Source organism: Sporosarcina sp. PTS2304, from assembly GCF_003351785.1.
Taxonomy (GTDB): Bacteria; Bacillota; Bacilli; order Bacillales_A; family Planococcaceae; genus Sporosarcina.
Genome location: NZ_CP031230.1, coordinates 1,088,535 through 1,111,956 on the forward strand (window position 1 = coordinate 1,088,535; position 23,422 = coordinate 1,111,956).

Below are 23,422 nucleotides of genomic sequence, written 5' to 3' on the forward strand. Positions count from 1 at the left end.
GAGTCGTGCTTACCATTTTCATTTAATTCAACCGATCGTAACGAAATGCTAATTCTTCGCTTTCGGGATCGGTATCGACATGTAAATCATGGTCATCGAAGAACCAGAGATCGCGTTCTTCTACATAAAAATGAACCCCGTCAATGACCGTTTCTACCGCTAGTTCGTCAGGCGCTTCTTTCGTGATCCCCATCGAAAAACCTTCGTGCAACGGGCTGGAACCGCCATATCGTGCAAAAAACTTCACATAGTCGCCAGAAGTCGCTTCCATTTCGTTGTGGAACCAATGAACAGCATTTTCTGATACGTGGATATTCATGTAGTAGACGTCCTTTCTGAGTTGAGACTCTATAGCCATTTGATCTTCGGTTCAGTACCATCCTTAATGCGGCTAATATTGGCGCGGTGGCGATAGAAAATGAAAAACGCCATCAATGTCACGACTAAAAATAAATATAGATCGCCGCCCATCAAGTAGTAAACCAAACAGTAAATCGGTCCAAGTATGGAGACGATGATGGAAGTCAACGATACCATCTTTGTTAGCTTTAAAGCAATTAAGAACGTAATAATAACCAATAAGAAAATCGGCCAATTATAGCCAAGCAGCACTCCGCCTGAAGTCGCAACAGCTTTCCCACCACGTAAACCAGCGAATATCGGGAAAATATGCCCAAGTACAGCGACTACACCGAGTAAAAGCGGATGAATGATTGTATCAGCAAAGAACGGCAGCAACGGTAATAGCACGGCCGCTGTTCCTTTTAAAATATCCAGTAACGTCACGACGATACCCGCTTTTTTTCCTAGTACGCGGAATGTATTCGTTGCACCCATATTGCCGCTGCCGTGCTTTCTTACATCTGTTTGATAAAATAGTTTTCCGATCCAGAGGGCGGAAGGTATTGAGCCGAGCAGGTAGGCTGCTAGAATGATAAGATAATTATCCATAGTGAACCCCTTTTACTTTATATACGTGTTTATTAAGTGTAGCAGATGCATAAGTTCTGGACAATATTAGATTTCTGGAAGAACGTACGGGAAAGAATTAATGGTGAACAATAAAAGATAGTTCGATTAGCTGTCACTAATTCAGTTTGATTTCCTAACACTTCTTATATACAATGAGTTGACGGAAACAAACGTTGATTTGACAACGTTTGTTTGAAGAGGTATGATAAAAAGTAGAGAACATTTGTTTGATGGGGGTTTCATTTTGAAGAAACAGAAAATACAAAACACGTATGATGACAGTTCCATTCAAATTTTAGAAGGACTAGAAGCAGTTCGAAAAAGACCAGGAATGTATATCGGTTCTACGGATACTAGAGGACTGCATCACTTAGTATATGAAATAGTCGATAACTCTGTAGATGAGGCATTAGCTGGTTTTGGCCAAAAAATCGATGTGACAATACACAAAGACGGCAGTGTCAGCGTCCGGGATTATGGACGTGGTATGCCTACAGGAAAGCACCAGTCGGGTAAACCTACCGCAGAAGTCATTTTGACCGTATTGCATGCTGGTGGAAAGTTCGGTCAAGGCGGCTATAAGACAAGTGGTGGATTACACGGAGTCGGGGCATCTGTAGTCAATGCATTGTCGGAATGGCTAGAAGTGACGATCTTCCGCGACGGTAAAAAGTTCATTCAACGTTTTGAACATGGCGGACATCCAGTGACTACGTTGGAACAAGTAGGCACGACGAAAGAAACAGGGACGATTATTCATTTCAAACCTGACACGACGATTTTTTCAACGATTACCTATCAATACAGCACACTGGCCGAAAGATTGCGCGAGTCTGCCTTTTTATTAAAAGGTTTACAGATTACGTTACAAGAAGAAGGTACCGATAAAGCAGATGTATTCCATTATGAATCTGGAATTGAAGCCTTTATCGAATACTTGAACGAAGAAAAAGATGTGTTGCACGAAGTCGCGTATTTAGAAGGGGAAATAGACGGCATTGAAGTTGAATTCGCGTTCCAATTTAGCGACGGGTATGCTGAAACGATCCTTTCATTCGTCAATAACGTACGGACGAAAGACGGTGGAACCCATGAAACGGGTGCTAAAGCTGCGATGACACGAGTAGTAAATGAGTATGCGAGAAAAACAGGCTTACTGAAAGAAAAGGATAAAAATTTAGACGGTGCTGATATCCGTGAAGGAATTGCGGCAATTGTTTCTGTCCGTATTCCGGAAGAAATTTTGCAGTTTGAAGGGCAGACGAAAGGGAAATTAGGTACTAGCGAAGCGCGCACTGTCACAGATGCGGTTGTTTCTCAGAAATTACTATACTTTCTCGAAGAAAATGCCGAGTTAAGCGCAAATCTTGTACGGAAAGCGATTCGCGCTCACCAAGCACGTGAAGCAGCAAGAAAAGCGAGGGAAGATGCACGTTCAGGGAAGAAGCGCAAAAAGTCCGATACACTGTTATCAGGTAAGCTGACGCCGGCACAGTCGAGAAACGCGGCGAAGAACGAATTGTATCTTGTCGAAGGGGACTCAGCGGGCGGCTCTGCGAAACAAGGCCGCGACCGCACATTCCAAGCGATCTTACCACTGCGCGGAAAAGTCATCAATACAGAAAAAGCAAAACTGGAAGACATTATGAAAAATGAAGAAATCAACACGATTATTCATGCGATCGGTGCAGGCGTCGGAGCAGATTTTCAAATTGAAAACTCCGCTTACGATAAAATCATTATTATGACGGATGCCGATACAGACGGTGCACACATTCAAGTACTGCTGCTGACATTCTTTTATCGTTATATGAAACCGTTGATTGAAGCGGGAAAAGTATACATTGCCCTGCCGCCACTGTTTAAAGTGTTCAAAGGCTCCGGCAAAAGTGAAAAGCTTGCTTATGCATGGACCGAGGATGATTTAGACGAGGCAATGAAAAAAATAGGCAAAGGCTATATGCTTCAGCGTTATAAAGGTCTCGGTGAGATGAACGCCGACCAATTATGGGAAACAACGATGAATCCGGAAACACGCACATTGATCCGTGTGACGATTGAAGATGGAGCGAAATCAGAACGTCGTGTCACTACGCTAATGGGTGATAAAGTCGAACCGCGCCGTAAATGGATCGAAGAAAATGTCGATTTCGGCTTAATTGAAGAACATAATATATTAGACAATGCATTTATACATGTTGAGGGGGATATGGAATGACCCATTCAGAAACGTTTCAAGATCTTCCCTTAGAAGAAGTCATCGGTGACAGATTTGGGCGTTACAGTAAGTACATTATTCAAGACCGCGCGATACCCGATGCGCGGGACGGTTTAAAGCCGGTTCAACGACGTATTTTATATGCCATGTTCCATGAAGGGAATACGCATGACAAAGCTTTTCGTAAATCAGCAAAAACAGTCGGGAACGTCATCGGTAACTACCATCCGCACGGCGATACGTCGGTATACGATGCGATGGTACGCATGAGTCAGTCGTGGAAGTTGCGTCATGAAATGATTGATATGCATGGCAATAACGGATCTGTAGACGGGGACTCTGCTGCTGCGATGCGGTATACGGAAGCTCGCCTGTCTGCTATCGCAAGTGAAATGTTACGTGATATTCGTAAAGAAACAGTAGATTTCGCACCGAACTTTGATGATACAGAGCTAGAACCGACTGTACTGCCCGGTCGTTTTCCGAACTTGCTTGTTAACGGCTCGACAGGCATCTCAGCAGGCTACGCAACAGACATCCCACCTCATGCCTTGCATGAGGTAATTGATGCCGTTTTGATGCGCCTGAAGAAACCAGACGTCACAGTAGAAGAACTGATGACCGTGATACCTGGTCCTGATTTTCCTACGGGAGCTATTATTCAAGGGACAGATGGCATCCGTACAGCGTATAAGACGGGTAAAGGGAGATTTATTATCCGTGCGAAGTGGGAAATCGAACAACTTAAAGCAGGCAAAACCCAAATTGCGATCACAGAAATTCCATATGATGTAAACAAGGCGAATTTAGTGAAGAAAATGGATGAATTGCGTCATGATCGTAAACTCGACGGCATTGCAGAAATTCGTGATGAATCCGACCGGACGGGACTGCGGATTGTTGTGGAATTAAAAAAAGACATGGACGGTACAGCGATCATGCAATATTTGCTGAAGCATACAGACTTGCAGATCACCTACAACTTTAATATGATCGCAATTGCAGGTAGACGTCCAATGCTCATGTCGTTGCCTATGCTACTCGACGCCTATATCGATCATCAAAAAGAAGTCATTACGAGACGTTCGACATTTGATATAAAAAAAGCAAAAGATCGCCTCCATATCGTCGACGGCTTAATGAAAGCTCTATCGATACTAGATGAAGTGATTCGGACGATTCGTGCATCCAAGGATAAAAAAGACGCGAAGCAAAACTTGGTCGATGCGTATGAATTCACCGAAATTCAAGCAGAGGCCATCGTGTCACTGCAACTGTACCGCCTGACAAACACAGACATTACAGAATTGAAGAAAGAGGAAGAAGAACTGCGCGCATTAATCGTCACTCTCGAAGGAATATTAGCGAGCGAGTCGAAGCTGACTGCCGTCTTAGTAAAAGAGATAAAAGCGATCCGCAAACAATTTGCTGAACCTCGTCTGTCTGTCATTGAAGAGAAAATTGAAGAGTTGAAAGTGGACTTGGATATTTTAGTACCGAGCGAAGAAGTGATGGTTTCTGTTACGAAGAGTGGATACGTCAAGCGTACAAGTATGCGTTCGTACTCAGCTTCTAACGGCAAAGGCCAAGAAATGAAAGAAGCCGACTATAACTTATTGGAACTCTCGATGAATACCCAACACCATTTACTATTATTTACGTCACTCGGGAATTATATTTATCAGCCTGTGCATGAACTGCCGGATATTCGCTGGCGAGATCTAGGGCAGCATTTATCGAGTATCGTCGGCCTGGAGCCAAACGAGGAGTTAGTGGACGTCATCGGCATAGAAAGTTTTGATGAAGATCATACTGTCGTAACCGCTTCATCAAACGGTAATGTGAAACTGTCCAAGCTATCCGATTTCCAAGTCCAGCGCTATAACCGTTCATACAAAGCGATGAATATTAAAAAAGAAGACCGGTTAATAGGGGCACGCCTCGTCACAGGAACCGAGGATATCCTCTTCATCACAAAGCAAGCCTATTCCTTGCGATTCTCACTAACGGAACTCGCCATTACCGGAATCCGAACCGGCGGCGTACGGGGAATTCACGTAAAGGATGAAGATGAGCTGGTCGCCTTTGAAGTCATTACAGATCAAACGAAGAACATCTTCCTTGCTACGCAGCGGGGATCGGTGAAACGAATGAATATTTCAGAATTCGACACGAGCGCAAGAGCACTACGAGGCGTTACGATCATAAAAGAATTAAAGTCTAACCCGCATCGCATTGTCGATATGAAAGCCGTCAAAGAGGATGTAGATTTTGTTTTATGGACAGCAAAAAACAAAACAGTTGAAGTGGATCCTATGGCACTGAAAAATACGAACCGCCAATCCACAGGAAGTGCAATCGTAGACGAAGCAAAAGATGGAGCTATCGTACAACTCGCTCCGATGAAAAAAGAAAAAAATTAAAAAAACGGATCACAACTTGCCAAAAAGGTTGTGATCCGTTTTTTCATTTCCACAAATCATGCACGACTTTCTCAACATTCCGAAATGTAAGCGCTTATCTTTCTCGATTGTCGGGTCAATCACACATGAAAGTCGGGATGAACTTGACTAATCAGAAAATAAAGAATTAAAAAACTCTTATTTACCAACGGTTCACTCCAGTCTATTCATTCTTTCCTTTCCTAATAAGATTAATTATTTACTGCAGAAAAAAGAAAAGAGAAAAAAACTCCTTTTGGTATGATTCTATACATGCAGTACAGATCAAGTAGCGCAAGTAATGAAAGTGGAGAGGTGACGAGATGATGAAATTGTTACATGAAGTACTACCCTCAAACGTAGAATTAGATCCATTGTTTCACCCACGTAGAATCGCTGTAATGGGAGCATCTGAAAACACGAACAAAATAGGATACTTACAATTAAAAGCACTAATCGACGCAGGATTTGCAGGAGATATTTATCCGATTCATCCGAAATCCAAAGAGATTGCGAACTTGCCTTGTTATAAAAGTGTCAGTGACGCGCCAGAAGCAATTGACTTAGCGATACTATGCGTAGGCATCAACCAAGTAGAAAGCTGTTTAATCGAATGTGGGGAAAGTGGTGTCAAAGCAGCGATTGTCTTTGCGTCCGGCTACTCAGAAATCGGGGAAGAAGGGATTGTCGCACAAAATCGTTTACTAGAAATTGCGCAACAATACAAGATGCGATTAATCGGTCCGAACTGTGTCGGTCTCCTCAATACGACAAACGGTTTGATGGGTACATTCTCTCCAGGGTTAACGAACGTACCACTAGGTAAAAGACGCGAAGTCGGCTTCGTGACACAAAGTGGAGCATTCGGCGTTTTAACATATATCGCTGCCGCACAGCAAGGTCTAACATTTAACTATTTCGTCAGCGTAGGAAATGAAGTAGATGTAGAATTTTCCGACGTCATCGAGTACATGTTGCATGATCCGAAAACAAAAGTAGCTAGCGGCTATTTAGAAGGCGAGAAAAATCCAGAAAAGTTACGTATGCTTGCGAAATACGCTTTGGAAATCAATAAACCGATCATCGTCATGAAGTCCGGCCGCAGTAATGCAGGTAGCCGTGCTGCTGCTTCTCATACGGGTTCATTAGCTGGAGCAGATCAAGTGTATGACGGCTTCTTCAAACAAACTGGAATTATCCGAGCAGATGATTACGATGACATCATTTCATTTTCTAAATTATTCTTATCCAATAAACTACCAACCGGAAGAAATACCGTCATAGTGACAAGTTCCGGTGGACGAGGTATTAATGAAGCGGATCGCTGTGAAGCGAACGGATTAGTCATTCATGAGTTAAGTGATCATGTAAGACAGGAAATCGAAAAAAATATTCCTAGTTTTGCAAGCGCTTCCAACCCTGTTGATTTAACAGCGGCTGCATCGATTACGAATCCTGAACTTTACTTGGAGCCGTTACGTGTTCTCGTCAACGATCCTGATACAGATATTATTATGTTCCCGGAATTTCCGCTCCATTGGGACGAGAATACACCAGTCTTACAAGAGTTTGTGGAGCTATGTAAAAACTCCGATAAGTTTGTGTTTATTTCAAACTTCCCATTAGAAGGAATGTCCACTCCGAAATGCGTCCAATACTTAGAGGACAACGGCATTCCGTTCATTTTAGGAAATATGAATCCTGTGCGTTCACTCGGCAAACTCGTGGACTATGCAGAAAAATATAGAAAAACGAAAGAACAGGCTCAACTCGCACCTAGTAGCGAAATAACAAAAGTGGATATTCATCACTTATTACCAACGAATCAAACGTTAAGTGAGTCACAATCGAGTGATGTGCTATCCACTTACGGCATTCGTACAACAAAACGCGTAATCGCCAAAACAGAAGATCACGCGGTGGAAGTCGCGCAGTCGATCGGCTACCCTGTCGTCTTGAAAGTCGATTCTCCTGATATTCCACATAAAACAGAAGTGAATGGTATTCGGTTAAATGTACAAAATGAAGCAGATGTTCGAAAAGCATTCCAGGAAATTATGAAGAGTGCAAAAGAACATTGTCCAACAGCAGACATTCACGGCATCTCCGTTCAAGAAATGTTGCCTGAAGGAGTCGAAGTCATTGTCGGTGTAACTAATGATCCAACGTTTGGTCCTGTGCTCATGTTCGGTCTTGGCGGCGTGTTTGTAGAAGTGTTCAAAGACGTTTCGTTCCGAGTGGCACCGATTACAAGACAAGACGCGGTAGATATGATGGAAGAACTAAAAGGTAACCAATTATTAGCAGGTGTCCGAAATAAACATGCGGTCGATACGGAAGCGATTATCGACGTATTGCTGAAAGTTTCTGCATTAGTTCAAGATTATGCGGACGAAATTCAAGAGATTGATATTAATCCTTTACTTGTTTATGAACAAGGGATTGTCGCTGCAGATGCATTGATTATTACGAAGTGAGGTGGATGAACTATGGATTTAGATCAAAGTGTAGTGGGATTAACGAGTAACGAATATATATTTGAAGTGGAAAAAACGGCATGTCGGTCAATTCGCCACTGCAATTGGGGATACGAACCCACTTTATACAGACGAAAACTATGCGAACGAATCGGCATATGAAGGACTCATCGTTCCTCCTACGTTCCCGATCGCAATGAACAATGGAGACAATGAACTTCCTATAGATCTCGATCATCGTAGAATGCTTCACGGCGAACAGGAATTCATCTATTACAAGCCTGTTAGAATAGGAGATCGCTTACGTTGTCAGATGAGAGTCAGTGATCTATACGATAAAGAAGGAAAAAGTGGAAAAATGCAGTTTTTAAAACTAGATACCGAGATGAAAGATGACACTGGCGAGCTAGTTTGTATTAGTCGCATGAATATTGTCTATCGTTCATTAGCGAAATAACGGAGGGGTAAGTATGATTAAAGATTGGGTGTTAGAAGATCTAGTAGCAGACCAGAAAATCGAACCGATGCTGAAACCACCGATTACGAAAGTACAACTCGCTCAGTATGCGGGAGCTTCAGGGGATTTTAACCCGTTGCACTTAGACGATGAGTTTGCACGAAAAATCGGCATGGACGGAGTCATCGCACACGGCATGCTCGTCATGGGTTTTTTAGGCGAGTATGTGATGAAAGTAGCAGCTCAGCAAGCGAAAGTCATCAATTTTAAAATGCGTTTTGGAAAAATGACATTCGTGGGCGATGAAATTCGCTGCTCTGGAGTGGTAGAACGCACGTATGAAGAAGAAGGCAAGCGCTGTATCGCACTCGATTTAACAGCTGAAAAGAAATCAGGCGAAATCGTTGGATCAGGCAGTGCCATTTTACAACTAACGTAAGAAAGCGAATGTGAAATAGGAGGAATTACGTATGGGAACTATAAATGATCGGTATGCAATTGTCGGTGTAGGAGAGAGTGAACGTTCTAGAAAGTCAGGAAAAACTCCTCTACATCTAGCACTGGATGCAGCAAGAGCCGCTATTAAAGACGCGGGGATCAAAGCGACAGATATTGATGGGTTTATGAACTATAACGAAAATGATTCATGTACGTCTCATCAGCTAGCTACGTACTTAGGAGTTCGACCGAAATATGTAAAAGATATTCAAGGTGGCGGTTCGAGTACTGAAATGCTGATCGGTGATGCGATTTCATTGATCGAATCGGGCATGTTGAACACAGTGCTCATTTACCGCTCGATGAATGGTAGTTCGGGTACACGTGTAGGACGCGGCTATGATCCAGATATGTTGCAAGGCGCACTATCAGGTGGAAGCTTTGTCATTCCTTATGGTTCAGCGAGTCCATCGCAATGGTTCGGCATGTTTGCGACACGTCATATGCAGCAAACAGGGATTACGAAAGAACATCTTGGTGAAGTGTGCTTGAGTTTCTACGAACATGCACAACGTAATCCAAAAGCGTTTCTACATGGCAAGCCGTTAACGATGGAAAATTACTTAGCGACACCGGATATTAGCTCACCATTCAATATTCATGATTCTTGCCTAGAGCTGGATGAAGGAAATGCGATTATCGTCACTTCAGCGGAGCGAGCAAAAGAGTGTACGTCTACACCTGTTTACATTAAAGGCATCGCCATTAGAGAGTGTCACCCACATACACATTATTGGAATGACGTCGATCATGTGGCGGCTGATTACGTAGCAGAAGAACTGTATGAAAATGCAGGCGTTACACCAGAAGATATCGACGTCGCAGCTATTTATGACTGCTTTAGCTGGGTCGTACTGCGTCAGTTAGAAGCGTACGGGTTTGCTAAACGCGGAGAAGTAGGTGAGTTCGTCGCGCAAGGAAATCTGAAAATCGGCGGCAAACTACCGACGAATACAGCGGGCGGCATGTTGTCTGAAGGTTATACACATGGCATGAACAATGCCATCGAGATTGTCCGACAACTGCGTCACGACTATAAAGGAACCGATCGTCAAGTCGAGGATTGTAAAATGGGAATCTTAACGGGCTGGGCTGGACCGGATATTGCCGGCGCGATGATTTTACGAAACTAGGAGGAATACTATGAAAACAGCAACGACGTACCAAAAACCAATTCCATTAAAAGATCAAGACAATAAACCGTATTGGGATGCAGCGGATGCCCATCAATTGGCTTTGCAAAAATGTGATGATTGCCAGGCATACGCACAACCACCAGGCCCGAGCTGCGCGAAATGCGGCAGCCCGAATGTCAGCTGGGAAAACTTCGGCGATGATATTACAGCAACTGTTTATTCATACGTCGTATCCTACCGCCCGTTCTTGCCTGGATTCCAAGATGAACTACCGACGATTATAGCCTTGGCACAGCTGGACGATGTGCCCGAAGTGAAAATTATGGGCAATATTCTGAACTGCGAAGAACAAGACTTGGAAATCGGAATGCCGATCCAAATGACGTGGGTAGATATTACAGAAGACCGCGCCTTACCGCAATGGACACCGATAAAAAACTGACGGATCGATAAGATAGGAAGGATGAGCGATTATGGATTTCTCTTTTACGAAAAAAGAAGAAAAATTTAGAACCGAACTACGCACATGGCTGGAAGAGAATCTCCCGGAAGGATGGCTAGAAGGGAAACGCGATTTACCGGAAGATTTGGATGAGTACTCCGCGTACTTACGGGCATGGCAAAACAAGCTGTACGAAGGTGGATGGGCCGCAATTGCTTGGCCGAAAGAATATGGTGGACGAGACGCCAGCTTAATGGAAGAAATCATTTACCATCAAGAAATGGTACGTGTTAAAGCGCCGCCACTCATTAATTACATAGGGATTCATATGGTAGGCCCTACGTTAATCGATATGGGTACGGAAGAGCAAAAAGAGAAATACTTGAAGAAAATTTTGACAGGCGAAGAAGTGTGGTGCCAAGGCTATTCAGAGCCAAGTGCCGGATCGGATTTAACAGCACTGAAAACCCGTGCGGTAAAAGATGGAGATCGTTGGCTCATTAACGGACAAAAAGTATGGACTAGCTTCGGACATGTGGCAGATAAGTGTTTCTTACTGACACGTACGAGCAATGTGCCTGAGAAGAAGCACCGAGGCATTACAGTGTTCCTGATCGATATGGATCAGCCAGGTGTCGAAACTCTTCCGATCGTTCAAATGGACGGTCATACAGACTTTAACGAAGTCTATTTAACAGACGCTGTCGCAACAGATGCGGATATCGTTGGAAAAGTCGATGCTGGCTGGCATGTGTTGATCGCATTAATGCTTCATGAGCGCACAGGTATCGGTGCAGAGCTATTCACATTGGAAAAGCAGTTTAACGATACAGTGAAATTAGCGCAAGAATATAAAGTGAACGGTCAACCGTTAATCAACAATCCGTTAATCAGACAAAAAATGGCAGGCTTTTATGCTCGTGTGCGTGGATCGCTATTGAATTACTTTAGAAATCTTACAACGACAGTAAAGAACGGACAACCGGGACCAGAGAGCTCGATTGATAAGTTAGTCGTCAGTGAGTTGAATAAAGAATTGTCTTCATTCGCTGTTGAGATGCAAGGCCATCAAGGTGTGCTATGGGATAAGGACGCAGCTGTCGATTCTAAATGGCAAAGTCTATTCCTCGCTTCATTCGGTCAGACGATCGGTGGCGGAACGAGCGAAGTACAACGAAATACAATTGGTGAACGCGTACTAGGATTACCGAAAGATATGGGACGTTAATAGATAGCGGAGGGATGAATTATGGACTTTTCATTAACAGAAGAGCAAGAGATGTTTCGTGGACATATTCGTAAAATGCTTGATAAATTTGGCGGCACTCAAATTGCCCGGGACATGATTAAAGATCAACCCGAAACATTGAATAAAGTATATGGCACATTAGCTGAACTCGGTTGCTCTGGTATTAATATTCCCGAAGAATACGACGGTTTGGATCTCGAAGCACTAGACCTTGTGCCAACGTTTGAGGAGCTTGGCCGTTCGTTAGTTCCCGGACTTTTTATGGAGACGAATGCGTTAGTCGTTCCGATTCTTAAAAAATATGGTACAGAAGAGCAAAAGAAACGCTATTTGCCTGCGATTGCAGCAGGAGAGATGCAAATTTCTTTCGCCGCACTGGAGCCTCACAATGATTTTTCACCACAAGGTATTCAATGCACATTAGAAAAGAACGATGGACAGTATGTATTGAATGGTACGAAAATTCTCGTGCCTGAAGCGGAATTAGCTACAGCCTTTTTACTGCTCGTACGTACGAGTGAAGATCAGGAAGATGGTCTATCTCTCGTGTTGATCGATAAAGTAGAGGAGCTAGCTATTGAGCGACAGATGTCATTCGACGAAGCGAAGCACGTATCGAAAATCGACTTTGCAAATGTAGTCATTACAGAAGATCAACTGATTGGAGAAGTTGATGCAGGCTGGGCGTCTCTTCAAGAAGGCTTGCTCTATTTCAATGCCGCCCTTAGTTCGTATATGGTCGGTGCGATGGAGCATGTCGTTCATATGGCAGCGGAATATGCGAAAATCCGTGAACAATTCGGTCAACCGATCGGTCGCTTCCAAGCGGTGAAACATAGCATCGTAGATATGAAAGTTCACTTGGAAATTGCTCGTTCGTTAAGCTATTATGCAAACTGGGTAGTGGACACGGAAGAAATCGATCGTGAAGCGGCTGTCTACAGTGCGCGCACATATGCTACGGAGAAATTCATTGAAGCGGCTTCCCACAATATCCAACTACACGGTGGCATCGGATTTACAGAAGAAATTGACTGTCATTTATTTGTCAAACGTGCACGTTACTATGATCAATATTTAGGTTCCACACCTTTTTATCAAGAAAAAGTGGTTTCTTCACTCGGCTGGTAATCAGAAGGAGGAAAATAAATGACAAACGTAACAGAGTTATCCAAAGTAAAAGCGTACGGTAATGTGATAGATGGAAAAATCATGCACACTGGAGAGAGTATGGAAAGTGTCAATCCGGCGACCGGTGAAGTATGGGCAACGATTCCATTGAGTCAAAAGAATGAAGTCGAGCTCGTTACACAAGCAGCACGTGGAGCGTTTGAAGACTGGGCTGATTTACCAGCACGCACACGCGGTGATTATTTACGTAAAATTGGAGATATGCTATCACAGCACGCAACAGAGTTATTAGAGCTTGAAACAAAAAATAACGGTTGGGTACTTGACGAGCATGCTTATTTAGCGGAAGTATTGAAGCAGCTTTGGTATGACGCAGCTGGTGGAGCGGCCTTAGTAGGTGGACAAGGTCGCACGGTACAGATGGGTACAGATGACTTCGGCTTTACATTACGTAAGCCGTACGGTGTAGTTGTCGGAATCCTACCTTGGAACGCACCTCTGTTTACATTTACGATTAAGGCAGCTTATGCACTGGCAGCAGGTAATACGATCATTCTCAAGCCGTCAGAACATGCGGCAGTCGCTTGCTTACGTTACGGTGAGTTAATTTCGGACATCTTGCCAAAGGGTGTACTGAATGTCATTTCTGGCTACGGAAAAGACATCGGTGACGATTTAGTAGCTCATAAAGAAGTGGATAAGGTGAGTTTAACAGGCTCTATTGCTACAGCAGAGTTAATTACAAAGGCGACGGCACATTCACCAAAATCTTTACTATTTGAACTCGGTGGAAAATCACCAAATATCGTCTTTGAGGATGCGGACATTGAACAAGCTGCGCAAGGGGTTATGAATGGAATCTTTACACGTAATGCAGGACAAATTTGTAGTTCTGCATCGCGTATACTTATTCAGCGGTCGGTGTTTGATGAAGTCATTGAGCGCGTGAAAGAAATGATGACAAAAAAAGATGCAGTGCGAATGGGCGACACATTGGACATAAATAATTCAATGGGGCCTATCGCTAACATTGTCCAATATAAAAAGGTTTGCTCATATATTGACGAGACAGCAAATGATGAATATGAAGTAGTATTTGGTGGTCGCTATGGTGGCGATGTGCTGTTACCGAATGAACCGAAGTTTGCGAATGGTTTTTGGGTGGAGCCTACACTCGTTAAAGCCAAAGACCAGACACAGAAACTGTGCCGCGAAGAAATTTTTGGTCCAGTAGGTGTAGCTATTCCGTTTGATACAGAAGAAGAAGCTATTGAACTCGCGAATGACTCCACTTTTGGTCTAGCAGCGGGTGTCTGGACACAAGACCTCGCTCGGGCACATCGTCTAATCGACAAGTTAAATGCAGGAAACGTTTGGGTCAATACGTACTTTAGAGTGGCGGCAGACTTACCGTTTACCGGTGTCAAAGAGAGTGGTTATGGGACAGACTCAATTCTAGACTATACGTATGAAAAAGCTTGTGTAATGACTATTAAATAAACAGATAAAGAACATTTGTATAAGCTTGTTTTGTTGAAAATAACTTATACAGATTCTACGACCTAGATTGTTATTCATAAGGGGGAATTATAATGACACAAGTGACGGAATCCAAAGTGAAAGCATACGGCAATATTATCAACGGAGAAGTAGTCCCTTCACAAGACGGAGCCACATCCAACAGTATTGATCCAGCGACAGGACAAGTGTGGGCAACGATTCCATCTAGTAAAATCGAAGACACAGAGGCCGTAATCCAAGCGGCTCGCGCAGCATTCGAAGACTGGGCTAGTTTACCTGCTCGTACACGCGGAGATTATTTACGGAAAATCGGCGATATGATTTCTGAGCATGCAACGGAATTACTGGAGCTGGAAACGCGCAATAACGGCTGGGTATTAGATGAGTATGGCTATTTAGCAGAAGTATTAAAACAAATTTGGTATGACGCTTCTGGTGCAGCTTCGTTAGTTGGCGGTGAAGGTCGTACGGTACAAATGGGTACAGGTGATTTCGGGTTTACGCTACGCAAGCCATACGGTGTCGTGGTCGGAATTTTGCCTTGGAATGCTCCACTGTTCACGTTTACGATTAAAGCGGCATACGCGCTAGCAGCAGGAAATACGGTAGTGATTAAACCGTCTGAAAGTGCAGCAGTTGGTTCATTACGTTACGGTGAGTTAATTTCACAAATCTTACCTCCTGGCGTACTGAACGTCATCTCTGGATCAGGTCGAGTGATCGGTGATTATTTAGTCGGTCATAAAGAAGTGAATAAAGTGAGCTTAACAGGTTCGATCGGTACAGCTGAAATGATTACGAAAGCGACAGCTCATTCACCGAAGTCTTTAGTGTTTGAACTTGGTGGGAAATCACCGAATATCGTTTTTGAAGATGCGGATATTGAACAAGCAGCACATGGCTTGATCAGTGGAATCTTTACACGTAATTCTGGACAGCTTTGTGTATCGGGGTCACGTATGCTGATCCAGCGCACGATTTACGATAAAGTCATTGCCCATATGAAGGAGATCATGACAGACCCTGATTATGTGAAACACGGCGATACATTGGATAAGAGCAATACGATGGGGCCGATTGCGAATGAAGCTCAATATAAAAAAGTTTGTTCATATATTGATGAAGCAACGAAAGACGAATATGAAGTGGTCTTCGGTGGAATGTATGGCGGAGAGAACGTCGTACCGAACCAATCAGACTATGCGAAAGGCTACTGGGTAGCACCGACGTTAGTGAAAGTGGCGGATAATGATCAAAAGCTTTGCCGTGAAGAAATTTTTGGTCCTGTGGCGGTAGCGATTCCTTTCGATACGGAAGAAGAAGCAGTTCAGCTAGCGAACGATACAAGCTTCGGTTTAGCAGCAGGTGTCTGGACAGAAGATTTACGCAGAGCGCACCGTATGATCGATAAGTTAAAAGCAGGAAATGTTTGGGTGAACACGTACGCTAGAGTTGGACCAGATTTACCATTTAGCGGGATGAAGGAAAGTGGCTATGGATCGGATACGATTCTAGAATATACACAAGAAAAAGCGTGTGTCATTAATATTCGATAAGTAGCTATAGGCTGGGGCCAGCACATAGTTGGCTCCCACTCTATACTTTTAAACGATGCTTCCTATCAAATAGGGAAGCGACTTCTACACATGTATTTGTAAGCGTTATCATTATATCACTATTTTCACGACAGCTAGATGTAACATACATAAAGAAGCCAGCTTGAAATAACCTATTTGAAATGAGGAGGCCACTATATGAACGCAGCTACATTGAATGATAAGTCAATTAACCGAGGATTTTACCTGATTAGTTTTGGTGCATTCTTTATCATGTTGAGTTTAGCTACACATCTTCCTGCCTATCCACATATGCTGACAGAATTTAACTTAACGCCTGGATATGCAGTGTGGATGCAACTTGGATTAGCGATTGGATTAACAGGATTTCAGCCGTTGCTCGGTTGGATTGGTGATTCATTTGGATTAAAGTTTGTTATTTTAATCGGTGGCGTGTTTATGGTCGTCGGTTCTTTACTTGTAGCCTTTTCATTTTCTTTCTGGGTACTCGTTCTAGGGTTATTCTTTAAAGGGATATCCGGCGCCGCCATTGCACCTTCAGGCATCGCGTACGCTGGGAAGTTCATGGAAGGTACACAGCGCGGAAAAGCAATCGGTGCATTTATGGGAATCATTACAATCGGAGCTGTATTCGGACCCGTTATTAGTGGAATGTTAGTGGATGTGATCAACTGGCAAGCGAGCTTCTTGTTTACGGCAGTACTTGGCGGTGTAGCTCTTGCGTTATTCGTATTTGTGCCTCACGTAAAAGTGGCTTCACGTCAAAAACTAGATGTGCTCGGTTTGATCTTCGTTATCGTATTACTACTTGGTCTATTGACGATTCCTACATTCATTAATAGCTTCGGTATCGAGTCAGGCATGTGGATTCCATCATTAATCGTATTCATCGCAGCATTAACGATATTGATTTTTGTTGAGAAAAAACAAAAAGCTCCTTTACTTGATTTAGAGTATGTCGCCAATCGTAACTTTTGGGTTCCAACGACAATTGCAGTATTTATCTTCTTAGGATACTCAGGTGTTATGTATTTATTGACATTCTTCGTCCAAGGAGTGCAAGGCAAAGCAGCTACGACAGTCGGATTCCTGCAAATGGCGATATTCATCGGGACGTCTGTTGCAGCGTACTTCAGTGGAAGAATTATTAAAAATTTCTCAGCGCGTTTAATCATTGGTATAGGAATTCTCATATTCACTTCAGGAATCATTATGTTAACGTTCGTCAATATAGAAGCATCATTCCTTTACTTGTTCATCTCGATGGGCTTGGTCGGTACAGGAGTCGGGTTTATGACACCGGCAGTTAAAGGACTCATCGTCTCTAAAGCTTCAAATGAACGAATGAACGTCGTAACGTTCACAAATACAGTAATTGAAAATATCGCACAAAGAATGGGTGCTTCACTCGCATTAGTTGCGTACTCCATTTTCAGTGCTAGCGGTAATAATGTAGGAGCGATTTCTAATACAGCGATGGTCATTATTGGACTAGTTGTCGTTTCTCTACTATTTTTGCCACTCATTCCTCGGGCGATTCCTGGAATTCACAAAACAGAAGACTTAGTAGATACTACAATCGTACCGAAACCATTAAAAACAGAAGAAATTAAGTAAGATAGTTACCTAACGTACAGAGAGGAGATTTTTCATGAACATTTACGTATTATTGAAAAAAACATTTGATACAGAAGAAGCCATCACAGTAGCAAACAATCAAATTGACAAAAGTGGAGCAGAGTACATCATTAATCCATACGACGAGTATGCGATCGAAGAAGCGATTTTGCAGCGCGACCAACACGGAGGCAAGGTCACTGTCGTAACGATTGGTGACGAGGATTCTGAGAAACAATTACGTACAGCGCTAGCGATGGGTGCAGATGATGCAGTACTGATCGATACAGATGATGATCTCGAAGATGGTGATCAATATACGACAGCGAAGATTTTGGAAACATTTTTCGAAGACAAAGACGTCGACTTGATCTTAGCGGGCAATGTAGCAATCGATGAAGCGAGCGGTCAAGTGGGACCACGCTTAGCAGAACGTCTGCACATGCCGTTTGTTACGACGATCGTGAACCTGGAAATTGAAAACGGTGTAGCGAATATTGAAAAAGACGTAGAAGGCGACGTAGAAAAAATCGAAGTATCGCTTCCGGTACTCGTGACGTGCCAGCAAGGCTTGAATGAGCCAAGATATACGTCACTTCCAGGAATTATGAAAGCAAAGAAAAAACCGCTGGAGCAATTGGAGCTAGATGACCTGGATCTAGACGAAGACGATGTCGCGCCTAAAACAGCGACAATTTCCATTTTCTTACCCCCTAAAAAGCAAGCGGGCCGAATTTTACAAGGTGAATTAAATGAGCAAGTAAAAGAATTAGTAAACGTCTTATCAAATGAAGCAAAAGTGATCTAACATTGCGTGGATAAAGAAAGGAGTTTTACTATGAGTGAAAAAATACTAGTCATCGGAGAATTACAGCAAGGGGTTCTTCGTAAAGTCAGTTTTGAAACAATTGCGGCTGCAAAGCAAGTACATGCAGACGCTGAAGTAGTCGCTTTATTGCTAGGTGATGGTGATTTACGGTCACAGGCTCAGGAAATGGTTCACTACGGTGCGGATCGCGTCATTACCGTTTCCCATGAAAATCTAACTCACTACACTTCTGAAGGATATGGCCAAGTCATTATGGAGGTCATGGATGAGGAAAATCCTTCTGGCGTCATTATGGGCCATACAGCGATCGGTAAAGACGTAACTCCTAAGATTGCTAGCCGATTGGAACTCGGGCTGCTATCAGACGCTGTAGCGATTGACAAAGAAGGTAGTGATGTTGTCTTCACGCGACCGATCTATTCCGGTAAGGCGTTCGAAAAGAAAATAATAAAAGATAACGGTCTTCTTTTTGCGACGATCCGTCCAAATAATATTGCAGCACTTGAAAAAGATGCGAGCCGTTCGGGAGAAATTTCAGCGAAAGACGTAGATGTTAAAGATTTACGTACGATTGTGAAAGAAGTGATCCGCAAGAAAACAGAAGGCGTCGATCTGTCAGAAGCAAAAGTCGTAATAGCGGGCGGACGCGGCGTAAAAAGCGCAGAAGGCTTCCAAAAGCTATATGAATTAGCAGACTTGCTTGGAGGCGCTGTAGGGGCATCACGTGGAGCGTGTGACGCAGACTACTGTGACTATTCACTGCAAATCGGTCAAACAGGGAAAGTGGTCACACCGGATCTATATATCGCAGTAGGAATTTCAGGGGCGATCCAGCATATGGCCGGTATGTCCAACTCTAAAGTAATCGTTGCGATTAATAGCGATGAGGAAGCAAGCATCTTTAATGTGGCAGACTACGGAATTGTCGGAGATCTATTCGAAGTTCTTCCGCTATTTATCGACGAACTTAAATTGGTCGGCGCGCTCGTCTCATAAAAAATTTAAACAGTCTAGGCGTTTCATTACTAATGAACGCTCTAGACTGTTTTTTGTCTTTAGTCTTATCTACCTAATATTCCCAACGTGCCGAAAAGCGAATAGAAAATTTCAGAAAAATATGATACGCTAAACGAAGCATAATTGTTATGGGGGGTATAGTTTTTGATACAATCTACTCTACGTTTGAATGAAGCAACGACATATGATGTCTTAAAGAGTAAAATTGACGATTTTCAAGTCATTATTTTGTATGAACGTCAGCCCAATCACTTTGACTACAACTACTTAGTGAACTTTCCATCCGATAAGTTAAAGAAAAAGATTGAACGTAATTATATTTTTCCTCGGAGTAAATCGGAAACATTTATTATTCGCCAGCAGAAATATGAAGAGAACTTCGATCTGTATCATAAATTACGTATTAACGCGAGAGATGAAATGTTAGTGAAGATTACTGAATTTATGACAGCCAAGTTCTATAGTACAAATGAAAACCACCTCGTGCCGTTACTCGAAAATAAACCTACACTCAAATGGGAAATACTGAACAAGCTTTTTCAAAAATATGAAGTCATGCTTCATTCCCATACGCGTCTCACTGATGAAAACTCATGGGAAGGGTTTAGTGCATTATTTAAAAACTACTTAGTAAATCACGGAATCGAAGAATTGGTAGAGACATACAGCTACGAACGACTTCTTACACTAGAGAAAGAAGAACTAAATGAGCTATTCTTCCAAAAAATCAGTGATAACTTTGCCTCTAATCATGACAATTTCATCGACAGATTCACTGATGTCGTCAATACGTATATGAAAAAATGGATTTCAGAAATACTCGTGCAATTCGAAATTGAGAAAGATTCGATGAAACAAATCACGGCTTTATTAGGAGTCAGCAATCCAGTGGGCGAACATCGGGATTTTGAGTTGATAGTGAAAGATCATAACTTTACCATCATGAGCAATCCGATTTATCAATTCATTACGGAAGCAATTTCCAACCGCAAGTTCGTGATCGACCCGTCAGGAGGGTGGCCGCAAGCTCGTATAGAAAATAATATGCTGTTGGGATCTATACAATTAGTTCCAACGAGTAAAAAGAATGACGCCTATATGAAAACGGCAATGGACAAGCTTGCAGAAGAATTAACAGAATTAGACGTAGATGTGCTCGATACATTGTGTCATCACTATTTAACACGTTCTGCTGAAGCGACAGACCGTGTAGAGATTCGTTTGGACGATTTATTGCACAGTCGTGGCTTAAAAACGAAGCTGGGCGGATCAGGCCGACGGGGAGGCTTTGAAAAGCAACAGCGAACACAAGTTTTGAAAGCGCTTTCTGTTATTGAAAACTTATGGATAGACATGCAACATATCATCGTGTATGAACAAGGTAAACCGACGAAAAAATCCATACAAAGTCGAGTGTTTTTATTTAACACATTGGACGGTTCACCGCATACATTTGAAGGTGAAATTTCACAAGATGTCTTTTTGCTAACAATCGGCGAAGCGTTCGAGTATTTTTTAAAAGGATCAAGCAGACAAGTGAAATTACAGCCTAACCAAGCGATAGAATTCAACCCGTATCAGCGCAAATGGGAGAAAAAGTTGACCCGCTATTTAAGCTGGCGCTGGCGTACACAAGCACGCAAAGCAAGTTATTTACAGCCTCATAAAATCAGTACATTACTAGAGAAATTAGGTGTCCAACTGGATTCCCAAGCACCTTCAAGAATTCGCGATCGACTGGAAAAAGCTTTAGATCTACTAGAAGAGGAAGGCGTCATCACATTTTGGCAATATGACCAATGGGATGAAAGCTGCATGGCAAGGAAAGGATGGCTACGAATTTGGCAAGAGGCAACGATTATTATTGCACCACCGGACGATATAATTAAATATTACCAACCAATTGAACGGAAAAATAACACGAAAAGTACGCCAGAATTATCTATGACGCCTAGTAAAGATGAGACGGATCAGGTGATCGGGAATGAATTTAAAGAAAAGCGTCTGCAAGTAGGTAAAACGCTGCAAGAGGTGTCACGTGAGTTGAAAATCTCCACATCGTATATAAGTAATATAGAACGTGGTGGAGCGAAGCCGTCACAATCTATTTACAAACGAATGCGCGAATGGATCGACAAATCATAAACATAATAAAATGTTGAAGAAACTATATACAGTGTATATAATGAGACGTGCGATTATCCTAAGAAAAAATCGCTTTCGTCTCATTATCTCAAGTATACTTTGTATTGATATAGAACTTCCTATAATTTATATTATGTTCGGGGCGTTCTACGATCTATACATTTTCTATTCTCCCTATTGACCTCTCGCGCTAGCTTTCCAAGCGGTTTTTATAATCTTTCGTCTTAATATCTGTGAACTCTATATAATCTACACTATACTCAATCACATCATTTATAAATAGTTTATGTTCTTTTGCTAGCTCTTTAACAGATTCCAGCAGTTCTTTATCATACGTCGTTTTATATTGAATCCGATCTGTCGGCCGTAATTCTTTATCATAACGAATGATTCCATTTGCTAATACGTTTCGTAATCCATTTTCTAATAAATAATTACTATACGTATCGTACTCATCCGCTAATTGTTCCAGTTGTTGTAATATCTCTTCGCTAATATTCGTACGAAATTTCACTCGCGTATTATCTGTCGTTTGTATCATTTTTCCATTTACTAATTTCCACATGTATATTCCTCCTCATTACGTCAGTAAACTCGTGACATTCACCATTCACGAGTTTTTTTGTAATCTTTTTGTTTGTTGTAAATCTTGGATTGATTGTGCACCGACTGCAAACATCGCCATCTGTAGTTCAAGTTCTTTTACTTCCATTGATTGTAAAACTCGTTCCGCTGAAATAGTAGCATCTTCCAAAATCGCACGACCAAATCCGACAAAATCTGCACCTAAAGCAATACATTTTGCAGCATCCACTCCAGTTTCCAACCCACCACTTGCGATGACTAATTGTTCCTTGACTTTGGATCTTACCGCAATAATTGAATCAGAAGTCGGAATTCCCCATTCGCTAAATGCATTTGCCGCTTGTCTTTTGACGGCAGTTGTACGGAATTTCTCCACTTGACTCCAAGAAGTCCCCCCTGCCCCAGCAACATCTATAAATGAAATGCCGACATCAGTTAATTTTTGAGCAGTTGCTGCATCAATTCCCCAACCTACTTCTTTAATACCTACTGGAATCGGTAAAGCTTTACATAGTTTCTCAATTTTTGAAAGCAACTCACTGAAATCTGTATTTCCTTCTGGTTGAATGACTTCTTGTAAAATATTTACATGCAAAACAAGTGCATCAGCATCGGTATATTCAATGATCTTGTCGCATTCCACAGCAGAAAAGCCATAATTCAACTGTACTGCACCGAGATTTGCGATGATAGGAACACTTGGGGCGTAGCGTCGTAGAGCGAATGATGGACGGAAATCTTCACTTTCGATTAATGCTCGTGTCGATCCAAGTGCAAGAGCCCACCCTTTCTGTTCAGCCGCAATTGCCAAATTTCGATTGATCGTTTCTGCAAAATCAGCTCCACCTGTCATCGAACTAACTAAAAATGGCGTCTTGCAGCGAGTAGAGTAGAAATCTTGTTGCAATCGTATCGAGTCAAACGCCAATTCAGGTAACGCATTATGTATAAAATGATAATTTTCTAAGCCAGTTGTAATCGTATGACCTGTCACATGCTCATCCAAGACGATTTGTATGTGCTGTGCCTTTCGATCATTCAGCTGTTTCCCCACTTTTTCAGCTCCCATTCAATGTACGAATTTTATTTTCCGTTGCTACTTTATAGTTA

The 23,422-nt window shown here is 42.5% G+C and carries 19 protein-coding genes; 15 read left to right on the forward strand and 4 right to left on the reverse strand.

What is annotated here, in order from left to right; translation table 11 throughout:
- Nucleotides 1-22 precede the first annotated feature (22 nt).
- Both DV702_RS05085 and plsY read right to left on the reverse strand, forming a co-directional pair.
- Nucleotides 23-319: a HesB/YadR/YfhF family protein gene (locus DV702_RS05085; RefSeq protein ID WP_114923778.1), complete on the reverse strand. Its 297-nt coding sequence runs from the start codon at nucleotides 317-319 to the stop codon at nucleotides 23-25.
- A 29-nt stretch (nucleotides 320-348) separates the two neighbouring features.
- Nucleotides 349-951 (reverse strand): glycerol-3-phosphate 1-O-acyltransferase PlsY, encoded by a 603-nt coding sequence (gene plsY, locus DV702_RS05090; protein WP_114923779.1) that lies wholly within the window; start codon nucleotides 949-951, stop codon nucleotides 349-351.
- A 223-nt stretch (nucleotides 952-1,174) separates the two neighbouring features.
- Between plsY and parE the strand changes: the two genes are divergently transcribed.
- The 15 genes from parE (at nucleotide 1,175) to DV702_RS05165 (ending at nucleotide 21,727) form a co-directional block, all read left to right on the forward strand.
- The gene (gene parE / locus DV702_RS05095; RefSeq protein WP_205407222.1) at nucleotides 1,175-3,190 is read left to right on the forward strand and encodes a DNA topoisomerase IV subunit B; all 2,016 of its coding nucleotides are present in this window, start codon (nucleotides 1,175-1,177) and stop codon (nucleotides 3,188-3,190) included.
- A complete protein-coding gene (gene parC, locus DV702_RS05100) occupies nucleotides 3,187-5,613 on the forward strand; it encodes a DNA topoisomerase IV subunit A (RefSeq protein WP_114923781.1) in 2,427 nt (808 codons plus the stop codon). Before parE ends, parC begins: the two co-directional genes overlap by 4 nt.
- A gap of 341 nt (nucleotides 5,614-5,954) precedes the next feature.
- Complete coding sequence (locus tag DV702_RS05105; protein WP_114923782.1) at nucleotides 5,955-8,108, forward strand: acetate--CoA ligase family protein; 2,154 nt, start codon at nucleotides 5,955-5,957, stop codon at nucleotides 8,106-8,108.
- 61 nt (nucleotides 8,109-8,169) lie between these two features.
- Nucleotides 8,170-8,565, forward strand: coding sequence for an FAS1-like dehydratase domain-containing protein (locus DV702_RS05110; protein WP_240315684.1), 396 nt, complete (start codon nucleotides 8,170-8,172; stop codon nucleotides 8,563-8,565).
- 13 nt (nucleotides 8,566-8,578) lie between these two features.
- Complete coding sequence (locus DV702_RS05115) at nucleotides 8,579-9,004, forward strand: MaoC/PaaZ C-terminal domain-containing protein (protein WP_114923783.1); 426 nt, start codon at nucleotides 8,579-8,581, stop codon at nucleotides 9,002-9,004.
- Between the two features lie 31 nt (nucleotides 9,005-9,035).
- Nucleotides 9,036-10,196 (forward strand): thiolase C-terminal domain-containing protein, encoded by a 1,161-nt coding sequence (locus DV702_RS05120; RefSeq protein ID WP_114923784.1) that lies wholly within the window; start codon nucleotides 9,036-9,038, stop codon nucleotides 10,194-10,196.
- 10 nt (nucleotides 10,197-10,206) lie between these two features.
- Complete coding sequence (locus tag DV702_RS05125; protein ID WP_114923785.1) at nucleotides 10,207-10,641, forward strand: Zn-ribbon domain-containing OB-fold protein; 435 nt, start codon at nucleotides 10,207-10,209, stop codon at nucleotides 10,639-10,641.
- Between the two features lie 31 nt (nucleotides 10,642-10,672).
- A complete protein-coding gene (locus DV702_RS05130; protein WP_114923786.1) occupies nucleotides 10,673-11,869 on the forward strand; it encodes an acyl-CoA dehydrogenase family protein in 1,197 nt (398 codons plus the stop codon).
- A gap of 21 nt (nucleotides 11,870-11,890) precedes the next feature.
- On the forward strand, nucleotides 11,891-13,021 hold the full coding sequence (locus DV702_RS05135; RefSeq protein WP_114923787.1) for an acyl-CoA dehydrogenase family protein: 1,131 nt from the start codon (nucleotides 11,891-11,893) through the stop codon (nucleotides 13,019-13,021).
- An 18-nt stretch (nucleotides 13,022-13,039) separates the two neighbouring features.
- Nucleotides 13,040-14,521: an aldehyde dehydrogenase family protein gene (locus tag DV702_RS05140; RefSeq protein ID WP_114923788.1), complete on the forward strand. Its 1,482-nt coding sequence runs from the start codon at nucleotides 13,040-13,042 to the stop codon at nucleotides 14,519-14,521.
- A gap of 92 nt (nucleotides 14,522-14,613) precedes the next feature.
- Entirely contained in the window at nucleotides 14,614-16,098 is a 1,485-nt protein-coding gene (locus tag DV702_RS05145; RefSeq protein ID WP_114923789.1) for an aldehyde dehydrogenase family protein, read from the forward strand.
- A gap of 198 nt (nucleotides 16,099-16,296) precedes the next feature.
- Entirely contained in the window at nucleotides 16,297-17,736 is a 1,440-nt protein-coding gene (locus DV702_RS05150) for an MFS transporter (protein WP_114923790.1), read from the forward strand.
- A 34-nt stretch (nucleotides 17,737-17,770) separates the two neighbouring features.
- Complete coding sequence (locus tag DV702_RS05155; protein ID WP_114923791.1) at nucleotides 17,771-18,544, forward strand: electron transfer flavoprotein subunit beta/FixA family protein; 774 nt, start codon at nucleotides 17,771-17,773, stop codon at nucleotides 18,542-18,544.
- Nucleotides 18,545-18,574: 30 nt separating this feature from the next.
- Entirely contained in the window at nucleotides 18,575-19,561 is a 987-nt protein-coding gene (locus tag DV702_RS05160) for an electron transfer flavoprotein subunit alpha/FixB family protein (protein WP_114923792.1), read from the forward strand.
- 165 nt (nucleotides 19,562-19,726) lie between these two features.
- Nucleotides 19,727-21,727, forward strand: a complete 2,001-nt coding sequence (locus DV702_RS05165; RefSeq protein WP_114923793.1) for a helix-turn-helix domain-containing protein — start codon at nucleotides 19,727-19,729, stop codon at nucleotides 21,725-21,727.
- A gap of 190 nt (nucleotides 21,728-21,917) precedes the next feature.
- Here the strand turns inward: DV702_RS05165 and DV702_RS05170 are convergent, their stop codons facing one another.
- A complete protein-coding gene (locus tag DV702_RS05170; protein ID WP_114923794.1) occupies nucleotides 21,918-22,292 on the reverse strand; it encodes an rRNA methyltransferase in 375 nt (124 codons plus the stop codon).
- Between the two features lie 45 nt (nucleotides 22,293-22,337).
- Nucleotides 22,338-23,366, reverse strand: coding sequence for a type 2 isopentenyl-diphosphate Delta-isomerase (gene fni / locus DV702_RS05175; RefSeq protein WP_114923795.1), 1,029 nt, complete (start codon nucleotides 23,364-23,366; stop codon nucleotides 22,338-22,340).
- Between the last annotated feature and the right edge of the window lie 56 nt (nucleotides 23,367-23,422).